This is a genomic window from Streptomyces africanus (genome assembly GCF_002150735.1).
Classification (GTDB): Bacteria; Actinomycetota; Actinomycetes; order Streptomycetales; family Streptomycetaceae; genus Streptomyces; species Streptomyces africanus.
The window spans coordinates 20209-41479 of record NZ_MUKA01000268.1 but is presented as its reverse complement, the minus strand read 5'-3'; the positions used below and the strand labels follow the sequence as shown (position 1 = coordinate 41479).

General features: G+C 72.5%; 27 protein-coding genes and 1 pseudogene. 10 read left to right on the top strand and 18 right to left on the bottom strand.

The features are described from left to right. Window positions 1–39: 39 nt before the first annotated feature. The 3 genes and pseudogenes from CCL05_RS46535 to CCL05_RS30145 form a co-directional block, all read right to left on the bottom strand. Window positions 40–474, bottom strand: a pseudogene (locus CCL05_RS46535) (class I SAM-dependent methyltransferase); the annotation flags it as partial. After that, a complete protein-coding gene (locus tag CCL05_RS30150; RefSeq protein WP_086563878.1) occupies window positions 471–1184 on the bottom strand; it encodes a TIGR04282 family arsenosugar biosynthesis glycosyltransferase in 714 nt (237 codons plus the stop codon). The pseudogene CCL05_RS46535 and the gene CCL05_RS30150, both read right to left, overlap by 4 nt. 11 nt (window positions 1185–1195) lie before the next feature. Next, window positions 1196–1900 carry a glycosyltransferase family 2 protein gene (locus CCL05_RS30145; RefSeq protein WP_086563846.1) on the bottom strand — a complete coding sequence of 235 codons (705 nt, stop codon included), beginning with the start codon at window positions 1898–1900 and terminating at the stop codon, window positions 1196–1198. 122 nt (window positions 1901–2022) lie between these two features. On the opposite strand from CCL05_RS30145, the gene CCL05_RS30140 reads away from it, so the two are divergent. Together CCL05_RS30140 and CCL05_RS30135 are read left to right on the top strand one after the other, a co-directional pair. After that, the gene (locus tag CCL05_RS30140) at window positions 2023–2775 is read left to right on the top strand and encodes a response regulator transcription factor (RefSeq protein ID WP_086563845.1); all 753 of its coding nucleotides are present in this window, start codon (window positions 2023–2025) and stop codon (window positions 2773–2775) included. After that, window positions 2772–3884, top strand: coding sequence for a sensor histidine kinase (locus CCL05_RS30135; protein ID WP_086563844.1), 1113 nt, complete (start codon window positions 2772–2774; stop codon window positions 3882–3884). The genes CCL05_RS30140 and CCL05_RS30135 overlap by 4 nt, the downstream gene beginning before the upstream one ends. 30 nt (window positions 3885–3914) lie before the next feature. On the opposite strand, the gene CCL05_RS30130 is transcribed toward CCL05_RS30135, so the two are convergent. Together CCL05_RS30130 and CCL05_RS30125 are read right to left on the bottom strand one after the other, a co-directional pair. Beyond that, the gene (locus tag CCL05_RS30130) at window positions 3915–4916 is read right to left on the bottom strand and encodes an NAD-dependent epimerase/dehydratase family protein (protein WP_086563843.1); all 1002 of its coding nucleotides are present in this window, start codon (window positions 4914–4916) and stop codon (window positions 3915–3917) included. Between the two features lie 84 nt (window positions 4917–5000). Next, a complete protein-coding gene (locus CCL05_RS30125) occupies window positions 5001–5627 on the bottom strand; it encodes a VOC family protein (RefSeq protein WP_086563842.1) in 627 nt (208 codons plus the stop codon). Between the two features lie 310 nt (window positions 5628–5937). Here CCL05_RS30125 and CCL05_RS30120 point away from each other — a divergent pair, with 310 nt between their 5' ends. After that, window positions 5938–6336: a DUF5994 family protein gene (locus CCL05_RS30120; protein WP_086563841.1), complete on the top strand. Its 399-nt coding sequence runs from the start codon at window positions 5938–5940 to the stop codon at window positions 6334–6336. Window positions 6337–6339: 3 nt separating this feature from the next. Here CCL05_RS30120 and CCL05_RS30115 read toward each other — a convergent pair whose 3' ends face one another. Next, on the bottom strand, window positions 6340–6600 hold the full coding sequence (locus tag CCL05_RS30115; protein WP_086563840.1) for a hypothetical protein: 261 nt from the start codon (window positions 6598–6600) through the stop codon (window positions 6340–6342). A gap of 154 nt (window positions 6601–6754) precedes the next feature. Here CCL05_RS30115 and CCL05_RS30110 point away from each other — a divergent pair, with 154 nt between their 5' ends. The 3 genes from CCL05_RS30110 to CCL05_RS30100 all read left to right on the top strand — a co-directional run bounded on the left by CCL05_RS30110 (window position 6755) and on the right by CCL05_RS30100 (window position 8121). Next, window positions 6755–7231: a DUF5994 family protein gene (locus CCL05_RS30110; protein WP_086563839.1), complete on the top strand. Its 477-nt coding sequence runs from the start codon at window positions 6755–6757 to the stop codon at window positions 7229–7231. Window positions 7232–7345: 114 nt separating this feature from the next. Then, window positions 7346–7909: a DUF5994 family protein gene (locus tag CCL05_RS30105; RefSeq protein WP_086563838.1), complete on the top strand. Its 564-nt coding sequence runs from the start codon at window positions 7346–7348 to the stop codon at window positions 7907–7909. A 5-nt stretch (window positions 7910–7914) separates the two neighbouring features. Next, window positions 7915–8121, top strand: coding sequence for a hypothetical protein (locus CCL05_RS30100; RefSeq protein WP_086563837.1), 207 nt, complete (start codon window positions 7915–7917; stop codon window positions 8119–8121). Window positions 8122–8256: 135 nt separating this feature from the next. On the opposite strand, the gene CCL05_RS30095 is transcribed toward CCL05_RS30100, so the two are convergent. The 8 genes from CCL05_RS30095 to CCL05_RS30060 form a co-directional block, all read right to left on the bottom strand. Beyond that, complete coding sequence (locus CCL05_RS30095) at window positions 8257–8610, bottom strand: helix-turn-helix domain-containing protein (RefSeq protein WP_086563836.1); 354 nt, start codon at window positions 8608–8610, stop codon at window positions 8257–8259. Window positions 8611–9066: 456 nt separating this feature from the next. Beyond that, window positions 9067–9381, bottom strand: coding sequence for an SCO5918 family protein (locus CCL05_RS30090; protein ID WP_086563835.1), 315 nt, complete (start codon window positions 9379–9381; stop codon window positions 9067–9069). Window positions 9382–9427: 46 nt separating this feature from the next. Further along, window positions 9428–9775 (bottom strand): CBS domain-containing protein, encoded by a 348-nt coding sequence (locus CCL05_RS30085; protein WP_425275954.1) that lies wholly within the window; start codon window positions 9773–9775, stop codon window positions 9428–9430. A gap of 53 nt (window positions 9776–9828) precedes the next feature. Next, on the bottom strand, window positions 9829–11316 hold the full coding sequence (locus tag CCL05_RS30080; protein ID WP_086563833.1) for a DEAD/DEAH box helicase: 1488 nt from the start codon (window positions 11314–11316) through the stop codon (window positions 9829–9831). Window positions 11317–11511: 195 nt separating this feature from the next. Next, entirely contained in the window at window positions 11512–11715 is a 204-nt protein-coding gene (locus CCL05_RS30075; protein ID WP_020119326.1) for a cold-shock protein, read from the bottom strand. Between the two features lie 415 nt (window positions 11716–12130). Further along, window positions 12131–13375: a PP2C family protein-serine/threonine phosphatase gene (locus tag CCL05_RS30070; RefSeq protein WP_086563832.1), complete on the bottom strand. Its 1245-nt coding sequence runs from the start codon at window positions 13373–13375 to the stop codon at window positions 12131–12133. A 154-nt stretch (window positions 13376–13529) separates the two neighbouring features. Then, a complete protein-coding gene (locus tag CCL05_RS30065) occupies window positions 13530–14015 on the bottom strand; it encodes a DUF5990 family protein (RefSeq protein WP_086563831.1) in 486 nt (161 codons plus the stop codon). A gap of 52 nt (window positions 14016–14067) precedes the next feature. Beyond that, window positions 14068–14868, bottom strand: a complete 801-nt coding sequence (locus CCL05_RS30060; protein ID WP_086563829.1) for a hypothetical protein — start codon at window positions 14866–14868, stop codon at window positions 14068–14070. 254 nt (window positions 14869–15122) lie between these two features. Here CCL05_RS30060 and CCL05_RS30055 point away from each other — a divergent pair, with 254 nt between their 5' ends. The 4 genes from CCL05_RS30055 (at window position 15123) to CCL05_RS30040 (ending at window position 17450) form a co-directional block, all read left to right on the top strand. Then, window positions 15123–15497 carry a hypothetical protein gene (locus CCL05_RS30055; RefSeq protein ID WP_086563828.1) on the top strand — a complete coding sequence of 125 codons (375 nt, stop codon included), beginning with the start codon at window positions 15123–15125 and terminating at the stop codon, window positions 15495–15497. 60 nt (window positions 15498–15557) lie between these two features. After that, window positions 15558–16088, top strand: a complete 531-nt coding sequence (locus CCL05_RS30050) for a MarR family winged helix-turn-helix transcriptional regulator (RefSeq protein ID WP_086563826.1) — start codon at window positions 15558–15560, stop codon at window positions 16086–16088. Window positions 16089–16215: 127 nt separating this feature from the next. Next, complete coding sequence (locus tag CCL05_RS30045) at window positions 16216–17022, top strand: MBL fold metallo-hydrolase (RefSeq protein WP_086563825.1); 807 nt, start codon at window positions 16216–16218, stop codon at window positions 17020–17022. A gap of 5 nt (window positions 17023–17027) precedes the next feature. Continuing rightward, the gene (locus tag CCL05_RS30040) at window positions 17028–17450 is read left to right on the top strand and encodes a nuclear transport factor 2 family protein (protein ID WP_086563875.1); all 423 of its coding nucleotides are present in this window, start codon (window positions 17028–17030) and stop codon (window positions 17448–17450) included. 29 nt (window positions 17451–17479) lie between these two features. Here CCL05_RS30040 and CCL05_RS30035 read toward each other — a convergent pair whose 3' ends face one another. From CCL05_RS30035 to CCL05_RS30020, 4 genes are read right to left on the bottom strand one after another with little or no spacing between them, the layout of a single operon-like run. After that, a complete protein-coding gene (locus CCL05_RS30035) occupies window positions 17480–18355 on the bottom strand; it encodes a substrate-binding periplasmic protein (RefSeq protein WP_086563876.1) in 876 nt (291 codons plus the stop codon). Between the two features lie 53 nt (window positions 18356–18408). Beyond that, on the bottom strand, window positions 18409–19167 hold the full coding sequence (locus tag CCL05_RS30030; protein ID WP_086563823.1) for an amino acid ABC transporter ATP-binding protein: 759 nt from the start codon (window positions 19165–19167) through the stop codon (window positions 18409–18411). Beyond that, window positions 19164–19967, bottom strand: coding sequence for an amino acid ABC transporter permease (locus tag CCL05_RS30025; RefSeq protein WP_086563822.1), 804 nt, complete (start codon window positions 19965–19967; stop codon window positions 19164–19166). Before CCL05_RS30025 ends, CCL05_RS30030 begins: the two co-directional genes overlap by 4 nt. Continuing rightward, window positions 19967–21169: an amidohydrolase gene (locus CCL05_RS30020; protein ID WP_086563820.1), complete on the bottom strand. Its 1203-nt coding sequence runs from the start codon at window positions 21167–21169 to the stop codon at window positions 19967–19969. The genes CCL05_RS30025 and CCL05_RS30020 overlap by 1 nt, the downstream gene beginning before the upstream one ends. Between the last annotated feature and the right edge of the window lie 102 nt (window positions 21170–21271).

Sequence of the window (21271 nt, the reverse complement as noted above, 5' to 3'; positions counted from 1 at the left end):
CGCGGTCTCGGCGATCAACAGGCCGCCGGGGCGCAGGAGTCCGGCGACCCGGTCCAGCAGGGCACGGGGGTCGCCGCCGATGCCGATGTTGCCGTCCATGAGCAGGACGGTGTCCCAGCGGCCCTCGCCGGGCAGCGGTTCGAACACCGAGCGCCGCAGCGCCTGGCCTCCCGCGCGTACGGTGTGGTCGACGGCGGCGGCGCTGACGTCGATGCCGAGTACGGGCCGGCCCCGGGCGGCGAGTTCCGCCACCAGCCGCCCGGGCCCGCACCCCACGTCCAGCACGGTCCCCTCGCACCGGTCCAGCACGCCCCGGTCCACCGCGTCGGCCCGCGCACACCAGCGCTCCACCTCCAGCGGCAGCAGCCAGCCGTCGGTCCGCTCCAGGAACAGCGGCCCCTGACCGGCGCGCAGGGCGGCGGCGTAGGGGTCGGCGGCCGCCCAGGCGACGGCGGTGACGGGCGGGGCGCTCATCGGGGCCCGGCCGCGCGGGAAGCCGGCGCGGTAACCGCTCGGGCTCCGGCGACGGGCCCGGGCTCCCCCTCGCCCGACCGACCAGCCGTCCCACCAGCCACCGCCTTCGCCGCACACCCGGCCAGCCGCCCCGCGAACCGCCCGTCCGGGGCCAGCGCGGCGACGGCGTGGGCGTCGGCCGCCGTGTCGACGTCGCGCAGGCGGGGCAGGTCGCGCACCCGCAGGCCCGCCGCGACGAGCCGGTCCCGTTGGACGGCCCCGGTCGCGGCGGTCGACATGGGCACGCCCCGCAGCAGGGCGGGGTCGGGGCGGGCCAGGCCGAGGGCCCAGAAGCCGCCGTCCTCGGCCGGTCCGAACCAGGCGTCGCAGCCGGTGAAGTCCACGGTGAGCAGCTCCGGCGTCACCTGCGGCGTGTCCATGCCGATGAGCAGGGCCGGGCCGGCGCAGCGCGCGAACGCGTCCGCCAGCCGCTCGTCGAGCCCGCCCGCGCACTGCGGTACGACGTCGAAGCCGGGCGGCAGCCAGGGCCCGGGCTCCCCGTCGAGGACGAGGACCCTGCGGCCGGCCGGGGCCGCCGCGACCGCGTCCAGGGTGTCGGCGAGGGACGCCTCGGCGAGGGACGCGGCCTGACGGGGCGTGAACGGCGGGGTGAGCCGGGTCTTGACCCGGCCGGGGCGCGGCTCCTTGGCGATGACGAGCAGGGTGGTCACGGGCAGGGTGGTCACCGCACGCTCCTTTCCACGGCCGGAGTCCCGCCGGGCGCCTCGCCCAGCACCCGGCTCATGTCCCGTACGGCCTGCCAGGTGCCGCGCCACGTGCCCGTCACCTTCGAGGCCCCGGTGCGCGGCAGATACGGCACGTCGTGCTCGGTGATCCGCCAGCCTGCGTCGGCCGCGCGCACCACCATCTGGAGCGGATAGCCGCTGCGCCGGTCGGTGAGAGAGAGGGCGAGCAGCGGCTCGCGGCGGGCGGCGCGCAGGGGGCCGAGGTCGTGCAGCCGCAGCCCGGTGCGGCGGCGCAGCATCCGTGCGAGCGCGAGGTTGCCGGCGCGGGCGTGCGCGGGCCAGGCGCCCCGGCCCTGCGGCCGCCGCCGCCCGAGCACGAGGTCGGCCCCGCCGTCGCGCACCTCGCGCACGAAGGGGACGAGGAGCGCCGGGTCGAGGGAGGCGTCGCAGTCGCAGAAGCACACCACGTCGGCGGTGGCGGCCGTCAGCCCGGCGTGGCAGGCCGCGCCGAAGCCCCGGCGCGGCTCGGACACGACCGTCGCGCCGAACGCGCGGGCGACCCGGGCCGAGCCGTCGGTGGAACCGTTGTCGACGACGAGTGCGCGCCAGCCCGGCGGGATCCGTTCGAGCACCCAGGGCAGGGCCTCGGCCTCGTTCAGGCAGGGCAGCACCACGTCGACGTCCGAAGGAGTCGTCGTCACGGTCTCACCCTACGAACGTGAAACGGGCATACCGGACTCCTGCTCCTTACGAAACGCGGACGTCGGCGGCCGGGAGCCGTCCGGACGGGTCATCGGCGGCGCCCTGGTGCGACGCTGGTGCCATGCAGCAGCCCCATCAGCACGACGAGATCCACGGAGAGACCCCCGGCGGGTCCCCGCGGGTCCTGGTCGTCGACGACGATCCGACCGTCGCCGAGGTCGTCGCCGGGTATCTGGACCGCGCCGGTTACGTGGTCGACCGCGCCGACGACGGCCCGACCGCCCTCACCCGCGCCGCCGCGCACTGGCCCGACCTGGTCGTCCTCGACCTGATGCTGCCCGGGATGGACGGCCTGGAGGTGTGCCGGCGGATGCGCGGACACGGGCCGGTCCCGGTCATCATGCTCACCGCCCGCGGCGACGAGGACGACCGCGTCCTGGGCCTGGAGGTCGGCGCCGACGACTACGTCACCAAGCCCTTCAGCCCCCGCGAACTGGTGCTGCGCGTGGAGTCGGTGCTGCGCCGCAGCCGGCCCGCCGTCCCCGGGCACCGGCTGGGAGCGGCCGGTCTGACCCTCGACCCGGCAGCCCGCCGGGCCACCAAGAACGGCACCGAACTCGCCCTCACCCTGCGCGAGTTCGACCTGCTCTCCTTCTTCCTGCGGCACCCCGGGCGGGCCTTCGGCCGGGAGGACCTGATGCGCGAGGTGTGGGGGTGGGACTTCGGCGACCTGTCGACCGTCACGGTCCACGTCCGCCGCCTGCGCGGCAAGGTCGAGGACGATCCGGCCCGGCCCCGCCTGATCCAGACCGTGTGGGGCGTGGGATACCGCTTCGACGCCACGGGAACCACCGGGGAGGAGGCCGGATCGTGAACGACACCCTCCTCATCGCCGTGTACGCCTTCGCCGGTGCCGCGGCCACCGGCCTGGCCGGGGCCGGTGCGCTGCGCCTGATCCGGCGCCGGTCGCTGACCGCCTCGCTCGCCGTGGTCGCGGCGGTCGGGGTCGTCGCGATGCTCGCGGGCACGCTCGCCGTCGCCTGGGCGATGTTCCTCTCCCCGCACGACCTGACCGTCGTCACGACCGTCGTCGCCATGGCGGCCGTCGTCTCCCTGGCCACCGCGCTGCTGCTGGGCCGCTGGGTCGTCGCCCGCAGCCGCGAACTCGCCGTGGCCGCACGCTCCTTCGGCGACGGCGGGGCCTTCGCCGCCCCCGCCGGCCCGACCACCGCCGAACTGGACCACCTGAGCCGCGAACTGGCCGCCACCAGCGCCCGGCTCGCCGAGTCCCGGGAGCGGGAACGCGCGCTGGAGGCGTCGCGGCGGGAGCTCGTCGCCTGGATCTCGCACGACCTGCGCACCCCGCTGGCCGGTCTGCGCGCCATGTCGGAGGCCCTGGAGGACGGCGTCGCCGCCGACCCCGGCCGCTATCTGAAACAGATCCGCACCGAGGTCGAACGCCTCAACGACATGGTCGGCGACCTCTTCGAACTCTCCCGCATCCACGCCGGCGCGCTCGCCCTGGCCCCCAGCCGGATCTCCCTGTACGACCTGGTGGGCGACGCGCTGGCGGGCGCCGACCCGCTCGCCCGGGAGCACGGGGTGCGGCTGGTAGGCGGCCGTATCGAGCCGGTGCCGGTGGAGGTGGACGGCAAGGAGATGAGCCGGGTGCTGGGCAACCTGCTGGTCAACGCCATCCGCAGGACCCCGGCTGACGGCACGGTCGCCGTCACCGCGGAACGCTCCACCGAGGGCGTGGTGCTGTCCGTGACGGACGGCTGCGGCGGCATCCCCGACGAGGACCTGCCGCGCGTCTTCGACACCGGCTGGCGCGGCACGCACGCCCGGACGCCCCCGGCCGGCGCGGGCCTCGGCCTCGCCATCGTCCGGGGGATCGTGGAGGCGCACCAGGGGCGGGCCACCGTACGGAACATCCCCGGCGGCTGCCGTTTCGAGGTGGTGCTGCCCGCCGCCGCTTCGTAACACGGGCAGCACCACCGGTCCATCGGGGGGCTACGTGCCCCGCATCCCGGCCCGCGCGAACTCCACCATGCCGTCCTCGAAGGCGACCTGCGGCTTCCACCCCAGCGCGTCCCGCAGCCGCGCGGAGTCGGCGGTGATGTGCCGTACGTCCCCGAGCCGGTACGCGCCGGTGACGACGGGCTCGGGCCCGCCGTACGCGGCGGCCAGCGCCCGGGCCATCTCGCCGACGGTGTGCGGGTCGCCGCTGCCGGTGTTGTACGCCGCGAGCACGCCCGGGGCGGCGTCCGCCTCCAGGGCCGCCGCATTGGCCTGCGCCACGTCCCGGACGTGCACGAAGTCCCTGCGCTGCCGCCCGTCCTCGAACACGCGCGGTGCCTCGCCCCGGGCGAGCGCCGAGCGGAAGAAGGAGGCGACACCGGCGTACGGGGTGTCGCGGGGCATGCCGGGCCCGTACACGTTGTGGTAGCGCAGCGACAGCGCCGAGCCGCCCGTGCAGCGGGCCCAGGCGGCGGCCAGGTGCTCCTGGGCCAGTTTGGTCGTCGCGTACACGTTCCTGGGGTCGGCCGGGGCGTCCTCGCCGACCAGACCGGGGACGAGGTCCGCCCCGCACACCGGGCACGGCGGCTCGAACCGGCCGGCGTCGAGGTCGGCGACGGCACGCGGCCCGGGCCGTACGACCCCGTGCCGGGGGCACTCGTACCGGCCCTCCCCGTAGACCACCATCGACCCGGCCAGCACGAGACGCCGTACCCCTACCTCCGCCATGGCGGCGAGCAGTACGGCGGTCCCGAGGTCGTTGGAGGAGACGTACTCCGCCGCGTCGGCGACCCCGTCGCCGAGCCCGACCTTCGCGGCCTGATGGCACACGGCGTCCACACCGGCCAGGGCACGGGCGACGGCGGCCGGGTCCCGCACGTCGTCGGCGGGGTCCTCCCGCACGTCGAACACGATCGCCTCGTGCCCGCGCTCCCGGAGGGCGGCGACCACAGGGGACCCGATGAACCCGGCACCGCCGGTGACCAGTACGCGCATACGGCCACGCTAGGCCCGCGACCCCACCGCACCACGGGAGCGCGCCCGCACGTCACGACTCCGTAAGGTCGACGACGGCCGCGGTCACAGTGACGCGGTCTCCGACGCCGTCGCCCACGCGAACCCGTCCGGGTCGGTGAAGGGCCCGGCGTCGCCGTTGACCGTCAGCCGGTGCGATCCGGTCCCGTCGGGAGAGACCCCGACGAGCTTGGCCAGGCCCCGGCGCTTGTACAGCGCCAGCTTGACGGCGCCCGACCCGGTGTCGAACTCGACGTACTTGCTGCCGAAGCTCTTCGCCACGGGGAGGCCGTGCTCGACGTAGAACCGCTTGCTCCCGCCCATGTCCGCGACCCCCAGCAGGAGCACGATCTCGTCGATCCGCCGGGTGGCCGGGCCGGTGTCCTTCTTCGACGACGACGCGATCTGCCAGATCGTCCCGTCCGGTGCCCGCACGACGCCCCCGTACCCCCACAGGGACCTGGCGGCGGGCTTCAGCGTCGTGGCACCGGCGTCCACGGCGGCCTCGGCGAGCGCGTTGACATCGGCCGGCTGCGACACCACGAGCGACAGCGTGAAGCCGCGAAAGCCGGCCGTCGGAGCCTCGGAGTCCCGCACGCGCACCTGTCCGTCCAGTCCGAACGCGCTGCTGTAGAAGCGGCGGGCGGCGGCGGGGTCGTCCACCTCGAGGGTGACGTATTCGATGGAAGTCATGCCACCGACGCTAGGCGCGGCCCGCGCCCCGCGCTTCTCGATTCCTGACCGGCCTGTGCCGCGTGCCCGCCGGTCACCGGCGGGCGAGCCGGCGTTCACCCCCCGCCCCCGCCCGGGTCGGAGTACGGTGGGGAGGACGAGGACTTTCCGTATACCGGAATTCTGATGGGTTCCGGACAGCGCACGCCATCCGTCCTCGTATGGGCAGCCCGTGATCCCGGCCGCGCATCCGCACCCAGGCCGAGGAGCCGCACATGCCGTGGTGTCCGACCACCCGCCCCGCCCCCCGGCACCGTCGGCAGGAGCCCTCATGACCACCGCACCACCGCCCCCGCTTCCCTCCCATCCGGTCCTCCGGCTGCGTCTCGCACCCCGCAGCGCCATGCCCCGGCCCATCGACGGAGCGTGGTGGCCCCGCTCCTACGACCTGCTCGCGGAACTCCCGTCGTTGCTCGCCGGGCTGCCGCGGGCCTGGGGCCACATCACCAGCGTCACCGTCAACGGGGCGACGTGGTCCACGGCACCGGGCCGGATGCTCGTCTTCAACCAGGTCGTGGGACTGCACAGAGCCCTCGCGGCGTCCGCCCCGCACACCGTCGTCCTGCTCGCCCCCGGCCGGGGCCGCTGGGACCTGCTGGTCGTGCCGCCGGACACGACCGAGGAGGCCGCGGAACCGCTGATGGCCGCCGCCGCGAGCGACCACGGGTGACCCTCACGTCCGGTGGTGGCTGTCCTCCATGGACCGGCTGCTCTCCAGCCACGACCGGGCGGGCTCTGCCGGGCGGCTGGTGTCCACCGTGAGGTCGAGGCGGGTTCCCCCGTCGGGGCCCGCGGGGTAGCTGCGCTGCTCGCTCGCGGCGAAGCAGAGGCGGAGGATCTCCGCGACCCGGCGGGCGACCTCGGGCGAGGCGGCGACGATGCGGACCTCGGCGTGCCCGTCCTGCCCGTCCGGGGGTGGTTCCGTGGACTGCATGGCGACCTCGGAGTTCGATGTCCCGGGATGAGATGTCCCGGTATGGGACAGGCCGGGTCTGTCACTCTACTCCGGGCTTCCCGGCCGCCGGAGAGTACCGTGAAACGAGGAAGCCGCTCGGTTTCCGTCCCGGCAGGGCAGGCAGGCGAGAGCGATGTCCGACTCCGACCCCCCGCGTGTGACCAGGCTCCTGCCGGACGCCGTCCACCAGGCCGTGCGGCCGGGCACGGCCGTCGTACGGCTGGAGACGACACACGACCGGCAGGGCGTGCTCGACGGGGCGTGGTGGCCGCGCTCCCGCGACATCGCCGCCGAGCTCCCCGGCCTGATCACCACACTGACCGAGCACCTCGGGCCCATCACCCGTGTCGGACTGGACGCCGGTGCCTGGGAAGAGCTGCCGACGCGGATGACCGTCGACGACCGTGTCGTCCACATCGACTCCTCCCCGGTCGGCGACGACACCGTCCTCATCACCCGGGGCGGCCAGGACCTCTTCTCCCTCCTCGTGGTCCCGCCGCACGCGACGCCCGACGCCGCGCGCGCCGCCATGGCCGAGGCCGTCCGCGCCGGCAGCCTGCGGCCGGCCGAACAGATCCTCATCGACACGGGCGCCGAGCGGGCGGACTGAGGAGTACGGTTGAGGCACCGAGGATATTTCGCGCACCGGCTTCCAGGCTCGTGTCGTTTTCGGCGATCGAAGATGCCGGGCCGGTCGTGATCGGCCCGGGGCAGGGTTCGCGCCATGACTGCGACCGTTTCCCACGCCCTGACAGCCGAAGCCGATGACCGGTCCGCCTGGTCCTCTCCGCGTCTGTCGCTCGCTCCCGTCGGTTCCGCACCGCCGCTGCTGGACGGCGCCTGGTGGCCCCGCTCCCGTGATCTCGGGGCCGAACTCCCTTCCCTGATCGCCGTGTTGGACCCGCTGTGGGGGAGGATCACCCGGGTCACGGTGAACCCCACCCACTGGCCGGCCGTTCCCCGCAAGGTGCCCGTCGCCGGGCACGTGGTGAAGGTGGGCTGGTTCCTGGCCGAGCAGGACCCGCACGAACTGCTGCTGCTCTCGTACCGCGCGGGCCGCTGGAACCTTCTGGTGGTCCCGCCGCGGACGCCTCCCGAGTCGGCCGCCCGGCTGATGGCCGCCGCGAGCGACCCCTTCGGCACCTCGACCGCGAGCCGGTTGATGGAGGAGGAGGCGCGCGTGCGGACGGCGTACGAGGCCGACCGGGCCGTCGAGGCGGTCTGGGACTCCGAAGGCGGACATCAGGCCCCGGCCCCCGCGGTGCCGCCGCAGCCGAGGGGAAGGTGAGAACCGTGGAGACATTCGTGACCGTGGCCGCGATCCTGGGGATGATCGTTCTCGGTGTGTTCCTCATCCACCAGCTGAACTCCCAGCACAGCGACCGCATCGCCGCCTTCCACTACGGCCGCTCCGGTGTGCCCGTCGCGGGACCGGCACCGGCGGCTGTGCGGAAGGCCCGGGGCCGGTTCTCCCGGCGCCGCACGCGACGGCCCGTCTGAGGCTACGTCCCGCTCACGCCGGAGGCGTACGCGCAGGAGCAGCGGGCGCAAGGGGTGCCCGAGGAGTGGGTGCGGCTGACGGTGGGCCCGTACGTCTGACCTTCCCTGGCCGGGACTCCTCACCGGCCCAGGTGATCAGCCGGATTCGGCTACGGAACCCTCGGGCGTGTCGTGCCCGGCGCGGCGGCGGTACTCGGCGTTGATGCGCTGGGCTTCCTCGAGCTGGTCCTCGAGGATGACGATGCGGCAGGCGGCCTCGATCGGGGTGCCCCGGTCGACGAGCTCGCGGGCGCGCGCGGCGACGCGCAGTTGGTAGCGGGAGTACCGGCGGTGTCCGCCCTCCGAGCGCAGCGGAGTGATCAGACGAGCCTCGCCGATGGCCCGGAGGAAGGCAGGGGTGGTGCCGAGCATCTCGGCGGCCCGCCCCATCGTGTACGCGGGGTAGTCGTCGTCGTCCAGACGATCGCTGAGCGGGGTATCTGCTGTCATGTCACCTCGTAGTGCAACGCACGCGTCGAGGGGCCCTGGTGCCGTACGGCACCAGGGCCCCGAAGGAAATTGAACACCATCTGTCGGCCCTAATGCTGCGCCGACCTTCTGTTTCCGCTACCGGCCCTGCAGGAGGGGGGATGCGGGGATCGCGGCTGCGTGACCGGGGACCACCTTCCAATCCGGGGTCTTGCGGTACCCGGCCGAGCGCTGCTCGGGCCGGGCGATCCTGATGGCGTCTGCTCCTCCGTCCTTCTTCGATCAGTGATCCGTGTCAACGAGAAAAAGGCTAACCGCACCAGAGCCCAATGTCTACTCTGGCAAGAGTAGATTTTCGTTCGCTTCAGGCGCACATTGCTGCGGCCCGCACGGGCGGCGAGACGACGACGAGGGCCCTGCCGACGCGCGTCGGCAGGGCCCTCATCGGGATCGGGGTGGGCGGTGGTCCGCCCGTCCTCATGCGTCCAGAGGTGCGGCGCCGAGCAGGGCCGACGCGGTCTGGAGCGGGGTGGCGGCGACGCGCACGGGCGCGGCGTCGGGGTGGCTGTGGCAGGTGAAGCCGAGGCGGGTCATGGCCCGGACGACCTCGGCGGCGGTGAAGTCGCGGGGGTCCTGCCGGGTGAGGACCTGACCGACCTGCTTGACGGGGTAGCGGCGGCGGCCGATGGTCACGGACTCACCCGTGACGAGCTCGGGCGTGATGCCCTTCATCGAGGCCAGCACCCCGTTCTTGGTCAGGTCGAACGGGTACCGGGCGATGACACAGCGCATGATGCCCCTCAGGGAGAAGGAGTACGGGCTGACCGGGTGAGGCGGATCAGCTGGAGAGGGCGAGGACGCCCGGGGTCCGGTCGTGCTCCCCGAGGGTGCCGATCCGGGTGACGGCGGAGGTGAACGCTCCGCCGAGGACGTCCCGCAGCCGGGTCCGGTCCGTGTACGTGGCGCTTCCGCGGTGCACGGCGAGTTCGGCCCGGGTGACCGAGCCCGTGCACTGGTCGTCCGCGTCGCACAGCAGGAGGTGGTCGACCCGGGCACCGGCCATGACGGACAGGGCGACCTCGACGGTCATGTCGTCCCGGACCCGGGGGCCGGATCCGTCCATGCCGTCGATCACGGTCACGGGGCAGGGATCCGCCTGCCGCCGCTGCGTCTGAACCGGTGTCAAAGCTGCCTCCTCGGAGATGGGTGGGCTACTGGCCCGACTGCCGGCCGACGCCACTAGGCCGCCGGGTTGTAGGAGGGCCGCTGCGCCGTGCGCCGCCCCGCCTGCCCGGTGGGGCGCCCCCGGGAGGGGCGGCGGCCCCGGGACGAGGGGGCTCCGGACGAGGTGCCACGGCGGGGATGTGCCGGGGCCGGCGCGGTGATGACGACCGGGACACCGGACGGGGCCTGGGCGCCGGTGATCCGGCTCAGCTCCGCCTCACCCGAACGCACCGGCGTGACCTGCGGGGTGATGGCGGCCGAGGCCATCAGCCGGGTCATGCCACGGCGCTGGCCGGGCGTCACCAGCGTGACGACGCTGCCGGACTCGCCGGCGCGGGCCGTACGGCCGCCGCGGTGCAGGTAGTCCTTGTGGTCGGTGGGCGGGTCCACGTTGACGACCAGGTCGAGGTTGTCGACGTGGATGCCGCGGGCCGCGACGTTGGTCGCCACCAGCACCGTCACATGGCCGGTCTTGAACTGCGCGAGGGTCCGCGTGCGCTGGGGCTGGGACTTGCCGCCGTGCAGCGCCGCGGCGCGGACGCCGTTGTTCAGCAGGTGCTCGGTCAGCCGGTCCACGGCACGCTTGGTGTCCAGGAACATGATCACCCGGCCGTCCCGCGCCGCGATCTCCGTCGTCGTGCGGTGCTTGTCCGCCTCGTGCACGTGCAGCACGTGGTGCTCCATCGTGGTGACCGCACCCGCCGACGGGTCGACGGAGTGGACCACGGGGTCCGACAGGTAGCGGCGGACGAGCAGGTCGACGTTGCGGTCCAGGGTGGCCGAGAAGAGCATCCGCTGCCCCTCGGGGCGCACCTGGTCGAGCAGGGCCGTGACCTGGGGCATGAAGCCCATGTCGGCCATCTGGTCGGCCTCGTCGAGGACGGTGATGGCGACGTCGTCCAGCCGGCAGTCGCCGCGGTCGATGAGGTCCTTCAGCCGCCCCGGTGTCGCGACGACGACCTCCGCACCGCCCCGCAGCGCACCCGCCTGCCTGCCGATCGACATGCCGCCGACCACGGTGGCCAGCTTCAGCCGCACGGAGCGGGCGTACGGGGTGAGCGCGTCGGTCACCTGCTGGGCGAGCTCGCGGGTGGGCACGAGGACCAGGGCGAGCGGCTGCCGGGGGGCCGCGCGCCGGCCGGCGGTACGGGCCAGCAGCGCGAGGCCGAAGGCGAGGGTCTTGCCCGACCCGGTACGGCCGCGGCCGAGGACGTCACGCCCGGCGAGCGAGTTCGGCAGGGTCGCCCCCTGGATGGGGAACGGTACGGTCACGCCCTCGTGGCCGAGCGCGGCCAGCAGCGGCGCCGGCAGCGCGAGGTCGGCGAACGCCTCGACGGCGGGCAGCGCCGGCGTGGTCGTCACCGGCAGCGCGAACTCCCCCTGGGGGGCGGCCGGCCGGCGGTCGTAGCCCTTGGAGCGGCGCGGAGCTCCCGAGCCCTTGGTGACGCCGCCCCGGGAGCGGTCGTAGGTGCGGGGCGTGCGTGTGGTGCGTGCGCGGTTCAAGCGGAACCTTCCTCGATGTGAGCTGGTAGGCACGTATCAAGGAATTTCCGCAGCAAAACGAACGGCGCAGAGAATCGCGAGAACGAGCCCGATAGGGTGGGCGCGGCGTTTTTGTCACGCGCCCTGAAAAGCAGCGAGCTGGGGCCCGCACCCCAAGGTGCGGGCCCCAGCTGCGAAATATGCGTTGCCGCGATGTCAGGCGGGAACGATGTTCTCGGCCGTCGGGCCCTTCTGGCCCTGAGCGATGTCGAAGGACACCTTCTGGCCTTCGAGCAGCTCACGGAAGCCCTGGGCGGCGATGTTCGAGTAGTGGGCGAAGACGTCGGCGCCGCCGCCGTCCTGCTCGATGAAGCCGAAGCCCTTTTCGGAGTTGAACCACTTCACGGTGCCAGTAGCCATGTTAATTCTCCTTCGGAGACGATGTTCGGAATTCGCCCTGTGCGGATTCCGCGTCGCCGTGCTGATTACCCCGTAGGAAAATGAACCTTCTGGCAACCACACCTGCAACTGAGATCGACAGTAGCATGGCGCGACCGGCCCTGTACGGAGCACTAATTCCGGCCCGTCCGGTGCTCGGGGAATACTCGCCGGGGGCCGCGCCAATTTCTCATCCCACAAAAACAGATATTGGCTCCGCGGGGCTGCACTGTTCCTGCCGCCGCCTCCGCCCGCAGCGCCATGACCTCCCCCGATGACCCATGTGCCGCACCCGTCGCCCTCGGCGGAGGGGACGACGGCGCAGACGCCGGAACCCCGCGATCGCGAGGAAGGTCACATCGGCATACGGGTGACGGGGCGGCCGGCACGGCCGACGTCAGTCGAGGGCGGCGAGGTGATCGGCGTCGCCGCCGCGCCACTCGACGAGGAAGATCGTCGCGTCGTCGGTCGTCGTGCCGCCCCGTTGGTGTTTCAGGGCGTGCGAGAGCGCCCGCACCACCGCCCGTACCTCGGTGCGCTCGCGCAGGATCCGGTTGGTCCACTCGATGAGCTGTGCCTCACCGAACGTTTCCCCGCCGGCCTGGTGCTCCTCGATCAGACCGTCGGTGAAGCACAGCACACGGTCCCCGGGGCGCAGCATCCGCTCGCTGACCACCGGCTCCTCACCGCCGAAGCCGACCGGCAGCGTGGTCGGGCTCTCCAGCCGGTCCACCACGGCGCGGTCACGGATCAGGAACGGAGCCGGGTGGCCGGCGTTGACCCACTGCAGTCGTCCCGTGGCGATGTTCAGCACCATCATCTGCGCGGTGACGAAGTGGTCGTGGCCGAACTGCTCGTTGATGGCCCGGTCCATGAACGCGTACACCTGGGACAGATCGGTATGGGACCGTCGCGTGTGGCGATAGGCACCGACGGCTACCGTCGCCATGGTCGCCGCGTCCAGCCCGTGGCCCATCGCGTCGAGCATGGCCACGTGGAGGATGTCGCCGTTGAGGGCGTAGTCGAAGCTGTCGCCGGCCACGTCGTAGGCGGGCTCCAGGATTCCGGCCACCTCGACCTGCGGAACAGTCATCGACAGCGGGGGCAGCAACTGCCACTGGATCTCCGCGGCCACGCTCATCGGGGCGCTGCGGCGGGCCTGGAAGAACCGGTCGGTGTAGGAGTCCTTGGTGACGATCATGTCCGCGACCAGGCCGGCGAGCCGGCGGAGCAGCCGCCGGTCGTCGTCGTCGACCCTGTCCAGGGTGACGGCCATCGCCCCGATCTGGTCACTGCCGTCCAGCAGCGGCAGGTACATCCGCACATTGCCCTCCTGCGGCACCTCCACCGTTCTGAGGGTCAGGAACGCCTCACCGGCGGGGGAGTCCTCGACCGACTCGGGGCCGCCGACCTTCAGCCCCCGGCCCGGCAGCGGGACCAGCAGCTCCTGTTCGTAGTCCTGCAGGAGGATGGAGACCTCCCGGCCCCCGACCCTGGCCACCTCTTCCGCGACGAGCGGTGCGATCAGATCGGGCGGCATCTCGTGGGCCCGGTCCAGCAGCACCCCCAGCAGCCGCTCGCCGAACCCCTCCGACCGGTCCACGCCGATCCTGCCCGGCTGCCACCTACCGTCGTCCGTCATCGCTGTTCGCTTCGCTCGCTGTGTTCGCCGACTCTCGATCGCCTCGGCACGGCGGGGCGCGGCGCGGCGCGGACCGCGCGGGGTACGCAGGACGACGCTAAGCGGCCCGGGCCTGCGAGGCACTACGGGGCGGGCCGTTCGTGGCTGTGCCCGCTCAGCTCCGGCGGTCCCACGGGCCGGCGCCCCCGGCCGTCCACGTGATGTGCGGGGGCTGGACGCGGCCGCACCGGGGCCCGCCCTGCGCGTCGGTCAGGCCGAGGCGGCCGACCAGCAGTCCGTCGCGTGCGGCGGCGGCGAGGACGTCGGCGGGGACGGCGTCGAGCATGAGCTTGGCGCGGCGGAACATCGTGAAGACGCCCGCGTCGTCGACCGTGCCCCACGACAGGTAGACGAACCGCCGGCCCAGACGGTCCTGGACGTAGGGGCCCTTGACCTCGGTGCCGGTCGGCGAGGTGCTCGTGGTGCACTCCAGGGTCCAGGTCGCGGACGGTGCGTCGCCGGGCTGGGGTGCGAGGAGTTCGGCCGGACGGTCGCGGCGTTGCACGGCGACGTGGAGGTTGCCGTAGGCGGGGACCCTGCCGTCGGCGGAGGCGGGGCGGGTGAGGCCGGGCAGGTCGACGGCGTCGATGCGGATGCGCATGGGGCCATCATCTCGCCCTCGCCCTGCCGGCGCCCTGACGCCGTCCCCGGCGTCAGTGGTCGTCGCGGATGGTGGTCGCGATGCCGTTGCTGATCACGACCTCCGCGCTGAAGCCCTTCTTGGCGGCCGCCTCCAGTTCCGCCTCGGTGCACTGGGTGCCGCCCTGGCCGCCCTCGCCCGTGTCCGTGTCACCGCAGATGTCGCCGTAGCCCCAGATCTCGGTGTCCTCGGCGACGAGGAACTGCTGTTCGGTGCCCTTCAGGTCGGAGACGGTGTAGGTGCCCGGTGCCAGGTAGGAGACGTTGCCGAACCAGGTCCCGTCGACACCCTTGGCACGCCGCTCGGTCACCAGTGTCGCGATGCCGTCCGTCATCTCCACGTCGGCGTTCACGGCGGCCTTCTTCGTGGCGGTCTCCAGCTGGTCCAGCGTGCACGGCGCGTCCACCTCGGACCCCGCGTCGCCGCATATCGTGCCGGCGCCGTAGACCTCGGTGTCGTCGGCGACCAGGAACTGCTGGTCGCCCCTGCCCGGCACGGACACGATGTACTTGCCCGGGGCGAGATAGGTGACCTTGCCGTTCTTGAACGAGCCGCTGACGCCCTTGGAGTTCTTGGAGCTCCTGGAGTTCTTGGCGTCGCTGGAGCCCTTGGCGGCCTCGGCGGCCTTGGCGGCCCTGGCGTCCTTCGCGTCCGTGGAGTTCTTCGAGTCCGAAGCCTGTTCCGCGACCGCCGCCGTGCCCGTTCCGCTCTTGCCCGACGAGCTGTCGGCCGTGCTGCTCTGGCAGGCCGTCATCAGCAGCCCGGCGGTGATCGCGGCGGTGGCGACGGCGGCCTTGCGCAGGTGGCGGTTCATCACGGGAGGTTCCTTCCGAAGTGGCGAGTAGCGGCTCTGTGCTGACTAGGAGGAGCCCCGGAGCCCTCCGGTCGCGCCCGTCTTCCCTTCAGGACACCGCCGTGGCGCGCCCGTGACACGGCAACACATCGGCTGTGGACGGCGGTTCGCCGACGCGCCGCCTTGCGTCACGCGGCTCACCGCTCCGGCTCCGGCGCAGCCGTTTCCTGCCCGCGGGGGGTTCCGGGAGGGACGACTGAATAGGATGTGCACTTATGTCGAACCCTGATGAGCTGCTCGTCGCCATCTCCGCCGCGGTTGAGTCAGAGCGAAGCAATCAGATGTCACTGACCGTGGTCGTCGGCGGCGCCGTCATCACCGGCCGGCTCGCTCCCGAGGCCCTGTGGCGGGAGCGGGTGGCGGACGTCCTGAAGGACTCGGAGCGGCTCGGCCCGTTCGCCGACGTCTTCGCTCGCGGCCCGGGAGGGAACCGGCCCGCCCGCGACGAGGCTCCCACGCACCTGCACTTCCATCTCGCACGGATCCTTCAGGGCAGCCTCGGCATCCCCGAGACGGGCGGTATGTACCGCGTCGCGATCAAGGACGTCAGCGCCTGGACCGTGGGCGATTTCAGCTACATCGACCGCTGAGTCACTGCCCCGGCCCCAGCGGCCGTGTCGTTCCGCCTCCGCACCGGGCATGATCGGTGGATGCATGGTGCGGAGGCCCGGTCGGGCGGTGGGAACGGGGAAGAGCCGGCGGAGATCTCGTCGCCGAAGCAGGCCGCGGACAACGCGCTGGTGCTGGCGTTCGGGCGGTTGCAGGGGGCGGCGAACCGGCTGGAGTACATCCTCGGGCGGTCGCTGGAGCTGGAGTGCGGCATCAGCCATCTGATGTTCGAGGTGCTGCTCATCCTGGGGCGGGCCGGTGATCCCGGGCTCTCGATGCGCGCCATCGCCCAGGAGCAGGTGCTGACCACGGGCGGGGCGACGCGTCTGGTGGACCGGATGGAGGCGGCCGGGCTGGTGGAGCGTGCCGAGGATCCCGGTGACCGGCGCGGGCGGCTGGTCCGGCTGACGCCGCTGGGGGAGGAGACCACGGTGCGGGCGTCCCGGCTGCACGTGGAGAACATCCGGCGTTACTTCCTGGCGCCGCTGCCGCCCGAGGACCGGGAGCGGTTCGCCGAGGACCTGCGGATCCTGAGCCACTCCGCCCGCGACGAGCTGCCCCGCCTGCCCTGAACGACGGCCTCCCCGGGCTCGGCGGAGCCTCGGCGGAATATCTGACGAGTCAGTTACTGTTTCCTCAGATGAACTGCTCGCGTTCGGCGGGACCCGCTGAACCCCGCTCCCTCCAGGAGGCCCCCGCATGAGCACTCTCTCCTTCAAGGTCCTCGACCTCGACTTCCCGGCCGGCAGCAAGAACAAGACCGCCACACTCGTCACCGGTGAGCGGGAGGCGCTGCTGGTCGACGCCGGCTTCACCCGCGCCGACGGCCACCGCCTCGCCGCCGAGATCCTCGACTCCGGCAAGAAGCTGACCACCGTCTTCGTCAGCCACGGCGACCCCGACTTCTACTTCGGCGCCGAGGTCCTCGCCGACGCCTTCCCCGACGCCGTCTTCGTCGCCACCCCGATCGTCATCGAGCACATCCAGCACTCCTACGAGGGCAAGCTCAAGGCGTGGGAGGCCCTCGGCCCGAACCTGCCCACCCGCCTGGTCGGTCTCACCCCGCTGACCGGTGACCTCACCCTCGAAGGCCACCGCTTCGAGCTCAAGGGCGGCCCGGCCGGCCTGCCCGACCGCCACTACCTGTGGCAGGCCGAGCACCGCGCCCTCCTCGGCGGTGTCCTGCTCTTCCAGCAGGAGCACGTCTGGGTCGCCGACACCCCCACCTCCGCCGATCGCTCCGTCTGGATCGAGCTGCTGGACGAGATGGCGTCGCTGCAGCCGGCGCTGGTCGTGCCCGGCCACCGCCTGCCCGGCACGGCGGCCGACGCCTCCGCCGTCACGGCCACCCGCGACTACCTCGTCGCCTTCGAGGAGGAGCTCGGCAAGGCGGCCGACGGTGCCGCGCTGACCGAGGCACTCGTCAGGCGCTACCCCGACCACGGCATGCTGATCGCCGCCCAGCTCGGGGCGAAGGTCGCCAAGGGCGAGATGACGTGGGGCTGACCGTCATGACCTGCGAACACACCGACTTCGCGACCTCCACGGCCCCGGCCGACGTGGTCCGCCGCCAGTACCTGGCCTCCGCGGCCGGCGACCTGGAGGCCCTGCGCGCCACCCTCGCCCCCGACGTGGAGTGGACGGAGATGGCCGGCTTCCCCCTCGCCGGCACCTACCGCACTCCCGACGGCGTCACCACCCACGTGATGGAGAAGCTCGGGCAGGACTGGGACGGCTGGACCGCGCACGACGACACCTATGTCGTCGACGGGGAGAACGTCGTCGTCCTCGCCCGCTACACCGCGGCCAACAAGGCCACCGGCAAGCCGGTCGACGTGCGCGTCGCGCACCACTTCACGGTCCGCGGCGGCCTCATCGTCCGCTTCGAGCAGTTCGTCGACACCGCCCTCGTCCGCGACGCCATGCCAAGGTAGGCACAGCGCCGCGGTGCGGGACGGCCGGGTCAGTGCCGCGTGGGTGCCAGGTCGGTGTTCATGACCTGGCGGGCCAGCTTCGGCCGTTCCCTGATCAGGTCGCTCGCGATCGGGTCGTGGAAGTACTTCTTGTACAGCTTGACGTAGGTGCCGTCGTCGATCATCGCGTCGATCTGGGCGTCGAGGTCCTTCAGAAGCTTCGGATCGCCGTCCTTGCGCAGCGGGAAGGCGCTGCCCTGGAGGCTGTCCACCTCGACGGCGATGCGTATCGGCTGCTTCCGGGCGTATTCGTCGGCGTCGGCGCCGCCGAGCACGATGGCCTCGACTCCTCCGGAGAGCAGCTGTGCGATCAGCGCGGTCTGGTCCTTGAACTGCACCAGGCGGGCTCCGGACATCTCGTGGTGGACGAAGGTCTCCTGCACGGAACCGCTGACGGCGCCCACCCGCTTGCCGTCGAAGTCCGGCAGCGTGGTCTGCTTGCCGCCCTTGAGGGTCACGACGTCGGTGAAACCCCAGTAGTACGGGGTGGTGAAGGCGACCTGCTTCTTGCGTTCGGGGGTGGCGCCGACGCCGGCCACACCGATGTCGTACTGCCCGGCCGAGAGCCCCGCGAGGATGCCCTGGAGGTTCGTGGTCTTGTACTGGACCTTCAGGTCGAGACGCTCCGCGGCCTCGTTCATCAGGTCGACGGCGAATCCGCTGGGCTTGCCGGACGCGTCGGTGACCGCGAAGGGGGGCTGCTCGGCCTGGGTGCCGGCGGTGATCACACCGTTCTGGACCAGCTTGTAGCGGGCGGCCGCGGAACCCGCCGCCTCGCTGCCCCCGCCGCAGGCGGTGAGCGAGAGCAGCAGCAGGCCGGCGGTCGCGGCGCCGATCAGGAGCGATCTGCGGGAAGAGCTGTTCATGGCGGGGGGCATGACGGAGTTCATGGCGTGGGCCTTCTGCTGGGGAGGGACATTCACAGGACCTGGGAGAGGAACTGGCGCAGCCTGGGGTGGTCGGCGCGTTCGAAGATCCGGTCGGGGGTGTCGATCTCGGCGAGTCGGCCGTCGCACATGAAGGCGACACGGTCGGCGGCCTCCCGGGCGAAGCCCATTTCGTGGGTGACGACGGCCATGGTCATGCCGCCCGATGCGAGATCCCGCATCACGGCGAGCACGTCCTTGACCAGTTCGGGGTCGAGCGCGGAGGTGGCCTCGTCGAAGAGCATCAGTTCCGGCTCCATGGCCAGCGCGCGGGCGATGGCGACGCGCTGCTGCTGCCCGCCGGACAGTTGGGCGGGCCGCCGGTCGGCGAAGGCGGCGAGGCCCACTCCTTCCAGCTGGCGCAGGGCGATCTGCCGGGCCTGCTCGCGGCCCATGCCCTTGACGGAGGTCAGGGCGAGCGTGACGTTGCGCTCGACGCTCATGTGCGGGAAGAGGTTGAAGTGCTGGAAGACCATGCCGATGCGGGCCCGGGCGGCGTCCACGTCGGCGCCCGGGGCGGTCAGACAGGTCTCGCCGAGCCAGATCTCACCGGTGTCCGGGGCCTCCAGCAGGTTGAGGCATTTCAGGAGGGTGGACTTTCCCGAGCCGGAGGGGCCGATCAGGCAGAGCGTCTCCCCACGCTGGACGCCGAGGGTGATGTCGCGCAGCACGGTGTTCTGGCCGTAGCTCTTGCCGAGGCCGGTGACCTGCAGAGCGGCCGGGGTGACGGGGGCCTTGGTCACGGGGGTCATCGGGTCTCTCCTCCGGCGGCCGGGACGGGGGTCTTGGGCAGGTCCGGCTCGGTGAGGGCCGGGGTGTTGCCGGGGCGCGGGCCGTCGCGCAGTCGCCGGTCGAGGTGGTTCACGAGGTAGGTCATGGGGATGGTGAGCGCCAGGTAGCACAGGCCCGCGGCGATCAGGGGAGAGGAGTTGTAGGTCCGGGAGACCTCCTCCTGCGCGATGAAGTACAGCTCGCGCTGCCCGGCGGCGAGACCGAGGAGATAGACCAGCGAGCTCTCCTTGATGTCCTTGACGAACTGGCCGGCCAGCGCGGGCAGTACGCGGCGGACGCCCTGCGGTACGACGACCAGGCGCATCGCCGAGAGGTAGCTCATGCCGAGGCTGCGGGCCGCCTGCAGTTGGCCGGGGTCGACGCTCTGGATGCCGGAGCGGAAGATCTCCGCGGTGTAGGCGCCGGAGATGATGCCGATCGCCAGGATCGCGTAGCCGAACGGGTCGGTGCCGAAGGGACGGAACCCGGCGGCGGGCAGCCCCACGCCGACCAGCATCACCGTGATGATCACCGGCAGGCCCCGGAAGACGTCGACGTACAGCCGCGCGGGCAGTCTCACCCACCAGCGGTTCGACAGCAGCAGCATCGCCGCCAGGAGGGCGATGGCGACGCCGAGGACGATCGCGCCCGCGGCGATGATCAGCGTGTTCAGCAGCCCCTCGGTGATCAGCCGGGGGAAGGTCCTGGCGATCAGATCCCAGTCGAAGAACGTATTGACCAGGGCGTTAGATGCCAGGCTGACCGGGGACGGGGATGTCATCACGACTCCTGACCAGGGGCGGGGCGGGACGTGGAGGCGTGGAACTCCTCGCGGACGGCGGCGAGGAGGTCCGGGTCGCCGAGCAGGTCCAGAACCAGCGCGGCCATGGCAGTCGTGATCGTCTCGACCGCGTCGTGCGCCCGCGGACTGCGGGCGGCGACGCGCATCGGGACCGAGTGCCCCGGGGTGTCGCGGGGGCATATTTGCACATAAGGATGGATGACGGGCAGCTCGATCGAGACATTGCCGATGTCCGAGGAGCCGGCCGGATTCGCCGGTGACGGCGGTTCCAGGGCCAGACCGAGGCCGGCGGCGTACGCGGCGAGCCGGTCGGCCATCACCATGTTGTTGTTCCGCTCGGCGTAGCGGGGTGCCGTCTCGGCGGACTCCACGGTGGTACCGGTGGCGAGCGCCGACCCGTCGGCGGCCGCGAGGACCCGTGGCAGCAGAGCGTCCAGCGCGGCGGAGGTGGCCTCCCGTACGAAGATGTCGACCTCGCTGCGGTCGGGTACGACGTTCGGGGCCGCGCCGCCGTGCGCGATGATGCCGTGGATCCGTGCGGTGGGCGGGACGAACTGGCGCATCGAGTCGACCGCCGTGAGGAACAGCTGGGCGGCGGCCGCCGCGGAGCGGCCGTCCCAGGGCGCCTTGGCGGCGTGCGCGGCCGTCCCGTGGAAGGTCAGCCGCAGATGGCTGGCGGCGAGCGCGTGCCGGGCCCGCAGGCTGCGGTCGGCCGGATGGAACATCACCGCCGCGTCCACGCCGCTGAACACGCCGCGCTCCAGCATCAGGATCTTGCCGCCGCCGCCTTCCTCGCCGGGTGTGCCGATCACCTTCAGCGTGCCGGGGTGGTCCGGCCGCGTGGCGGCGGCGGCCAGGGCGGCGGTCAGCCCGCCGGCCGCGATGAGGTTGTGGCCGCAGGCGTGGCCGATGCCCGGCAGCGCGTCGTACTCCAGCAGGACCGCGACCGTCGGACCGTCGGACGCTCCCCGGTGGGTGGCCGTGAAGGCCGTCGGCAGGCCGGCCACGCCCTTGTCCACCTCGAAGCCCGCGGCGGCGAGCCGGCCCGCGAGCTGCTCGACGGCGTAGTGCTCCTCGAACCGGGTCTCCGGCGTCTCGTGCAGATCGAGACTGAGTTGCTCGAGCGCGGACCGACGCTCGCGGACGGCGGCGTGGAGGTCTGCGGGGACACAAGGTTTCACGGCAACTCCGGGGGTCGCTTTCGGGTTGCCGGAACCGTAGGCCGTGCCGGACACTCCCCCCACGACGCTTGCCGCGGTCGCGGTAACCGACATCCCGACGGG

Coding starts and splice junctions, on each gene's coding strand:
- CCL05_RS30140 (WP_086563845.1), top strand. CDS start 2,023: ATGCAGCAGCCCCATCAGCACGACGAGATCCACGGAGAGACCCCCGGC.
- CCL05_RS30130 (WP_086563843.1), bottom strand. CDS start 4,916: ATGCGCGTACTGGTCACCGGCGGTGCCGGGTTCATCGGGTCCCCTGTG.
- CCL05_RS30125 (WP_086563842.1), bottom strand. CDS start 5,627: ATGACTTCCATCGAATACGTCACCCTCGAGGTGGACGACCCCGCCGCC.
- CCL05_RS30120 (WP_086563841.1), top strand. CDS start 5,938: ATGACCACCGCACCACCGCCCCCGCTTCCCTCCCATCCGGTCCTCCGG.
- CCL05_RS30115 (WP_086563840.1), bottom strand. CDS start 6,600: ATGCAGTCCACGGAACCACCCCCGGACGGGCAGGACGGGCACGCCGAG.
- CCL05_RS30110 (WP_086563839.1), top strand. CDS start 6,755: ATGTCCGACTCCGACCCCCCGCGTGTGACCAGGCTCCTGCCGGACGCC.
- CCL05_RS30105 (WP_086563838.1), top strand. CDS start 7,346: ATGACTGCGACCGTTTCCCACGCCCTGACAGCCGAAGCCGATGACCGG.
- CCL05_RS30095 (WP_086563836.1), bottom strand. CDS start 8,610: ATGACAGCAGATACCCCGCTCAGCGATCGTCTGGACGACGACGACTAC.
- CCL05_RS30090 (WP_086563835.1), bottom strand. CDS start 9,381: ATGCGCTGTGTCATCGCCCGGTACCCGTTCGACCTGACCAAGAACGGG.
- CCL05_RS30075 (WP_020119326.1), bottom strand. CDS start 11,715: ATGGCTACTGGCACCGTGAAGTGGTTCAACTCCGAAAAGGGCTTCGGC.
- CCL05_RS30070 (WP_086563832.1), bottom strand. CDS start 13,375: ATGACGGACGACGGTAGGTGGCAGCCGGGCAGGATCGGCGTGGACCGG.
- CCL05_RS30065 (WP_086563831.1), bottom strand. CDS start 14,015: ATGCGCATCCGCATCGACGCCGTCGACCTGCCCGGCCTCACCCGCCCC.
- CCL05_RS30060 (WP_086563829.1), bottom strand. CDS start 14,868: ATGAACCGCCACCTGCGCAAGGCCGCCGTCGCCACCGCCGCGATCACC.
- CCL05_RS30055 (WP_086563828.1), top strand. CDS start 15,123: ATGTCGAACCCTGATGAGCTGCTCGTCGCCATCTCCGCCGCGGTTGAG.
- CCL05_RS30050 (WP_086563826.1), top strand. CDS start 15,558: ATGCATGGTGCGGAGGCCCGGTCGGGCGGTGGGAACGGGGAAGAGCCG.
- CCL05_RS30045 (WP_086563825.1), top strand. CDS start 16,216: ATGAGCACTCTCTCCTTCAAGGTCCTCGACCTCGACTTCCCGGCCGGC.
- CCL05_RS30040 (WP_086563875.1), top strand. CDS start 17,028: ATGACCTGCGAACACACCGACTTCGCGACCTCCACGGCCCCGGCCGAC.
- CCL05_RS30035 (WP_086563876.1), bottom strand. CDS start 18,355: ATGAACAGCTCTTCCCGCAGATCGCTCCTGATCGGCGCCGCGACCGCC.
- CCL05_RS30030 (WP_086563823.1), bottom strand. CDS start 19,167: ATGACCCCCGTGACCAAGGCCCCCGTCACCCCGGCCGCTCTGCAGGTC.
- CCL05_RS30025 (WP_086563822.1), bottom strand. CDS start 19,967: ATGACATCCCCGTCCCCGGTCAGCCTGGCATCTAACGCCCTGGTCAAT.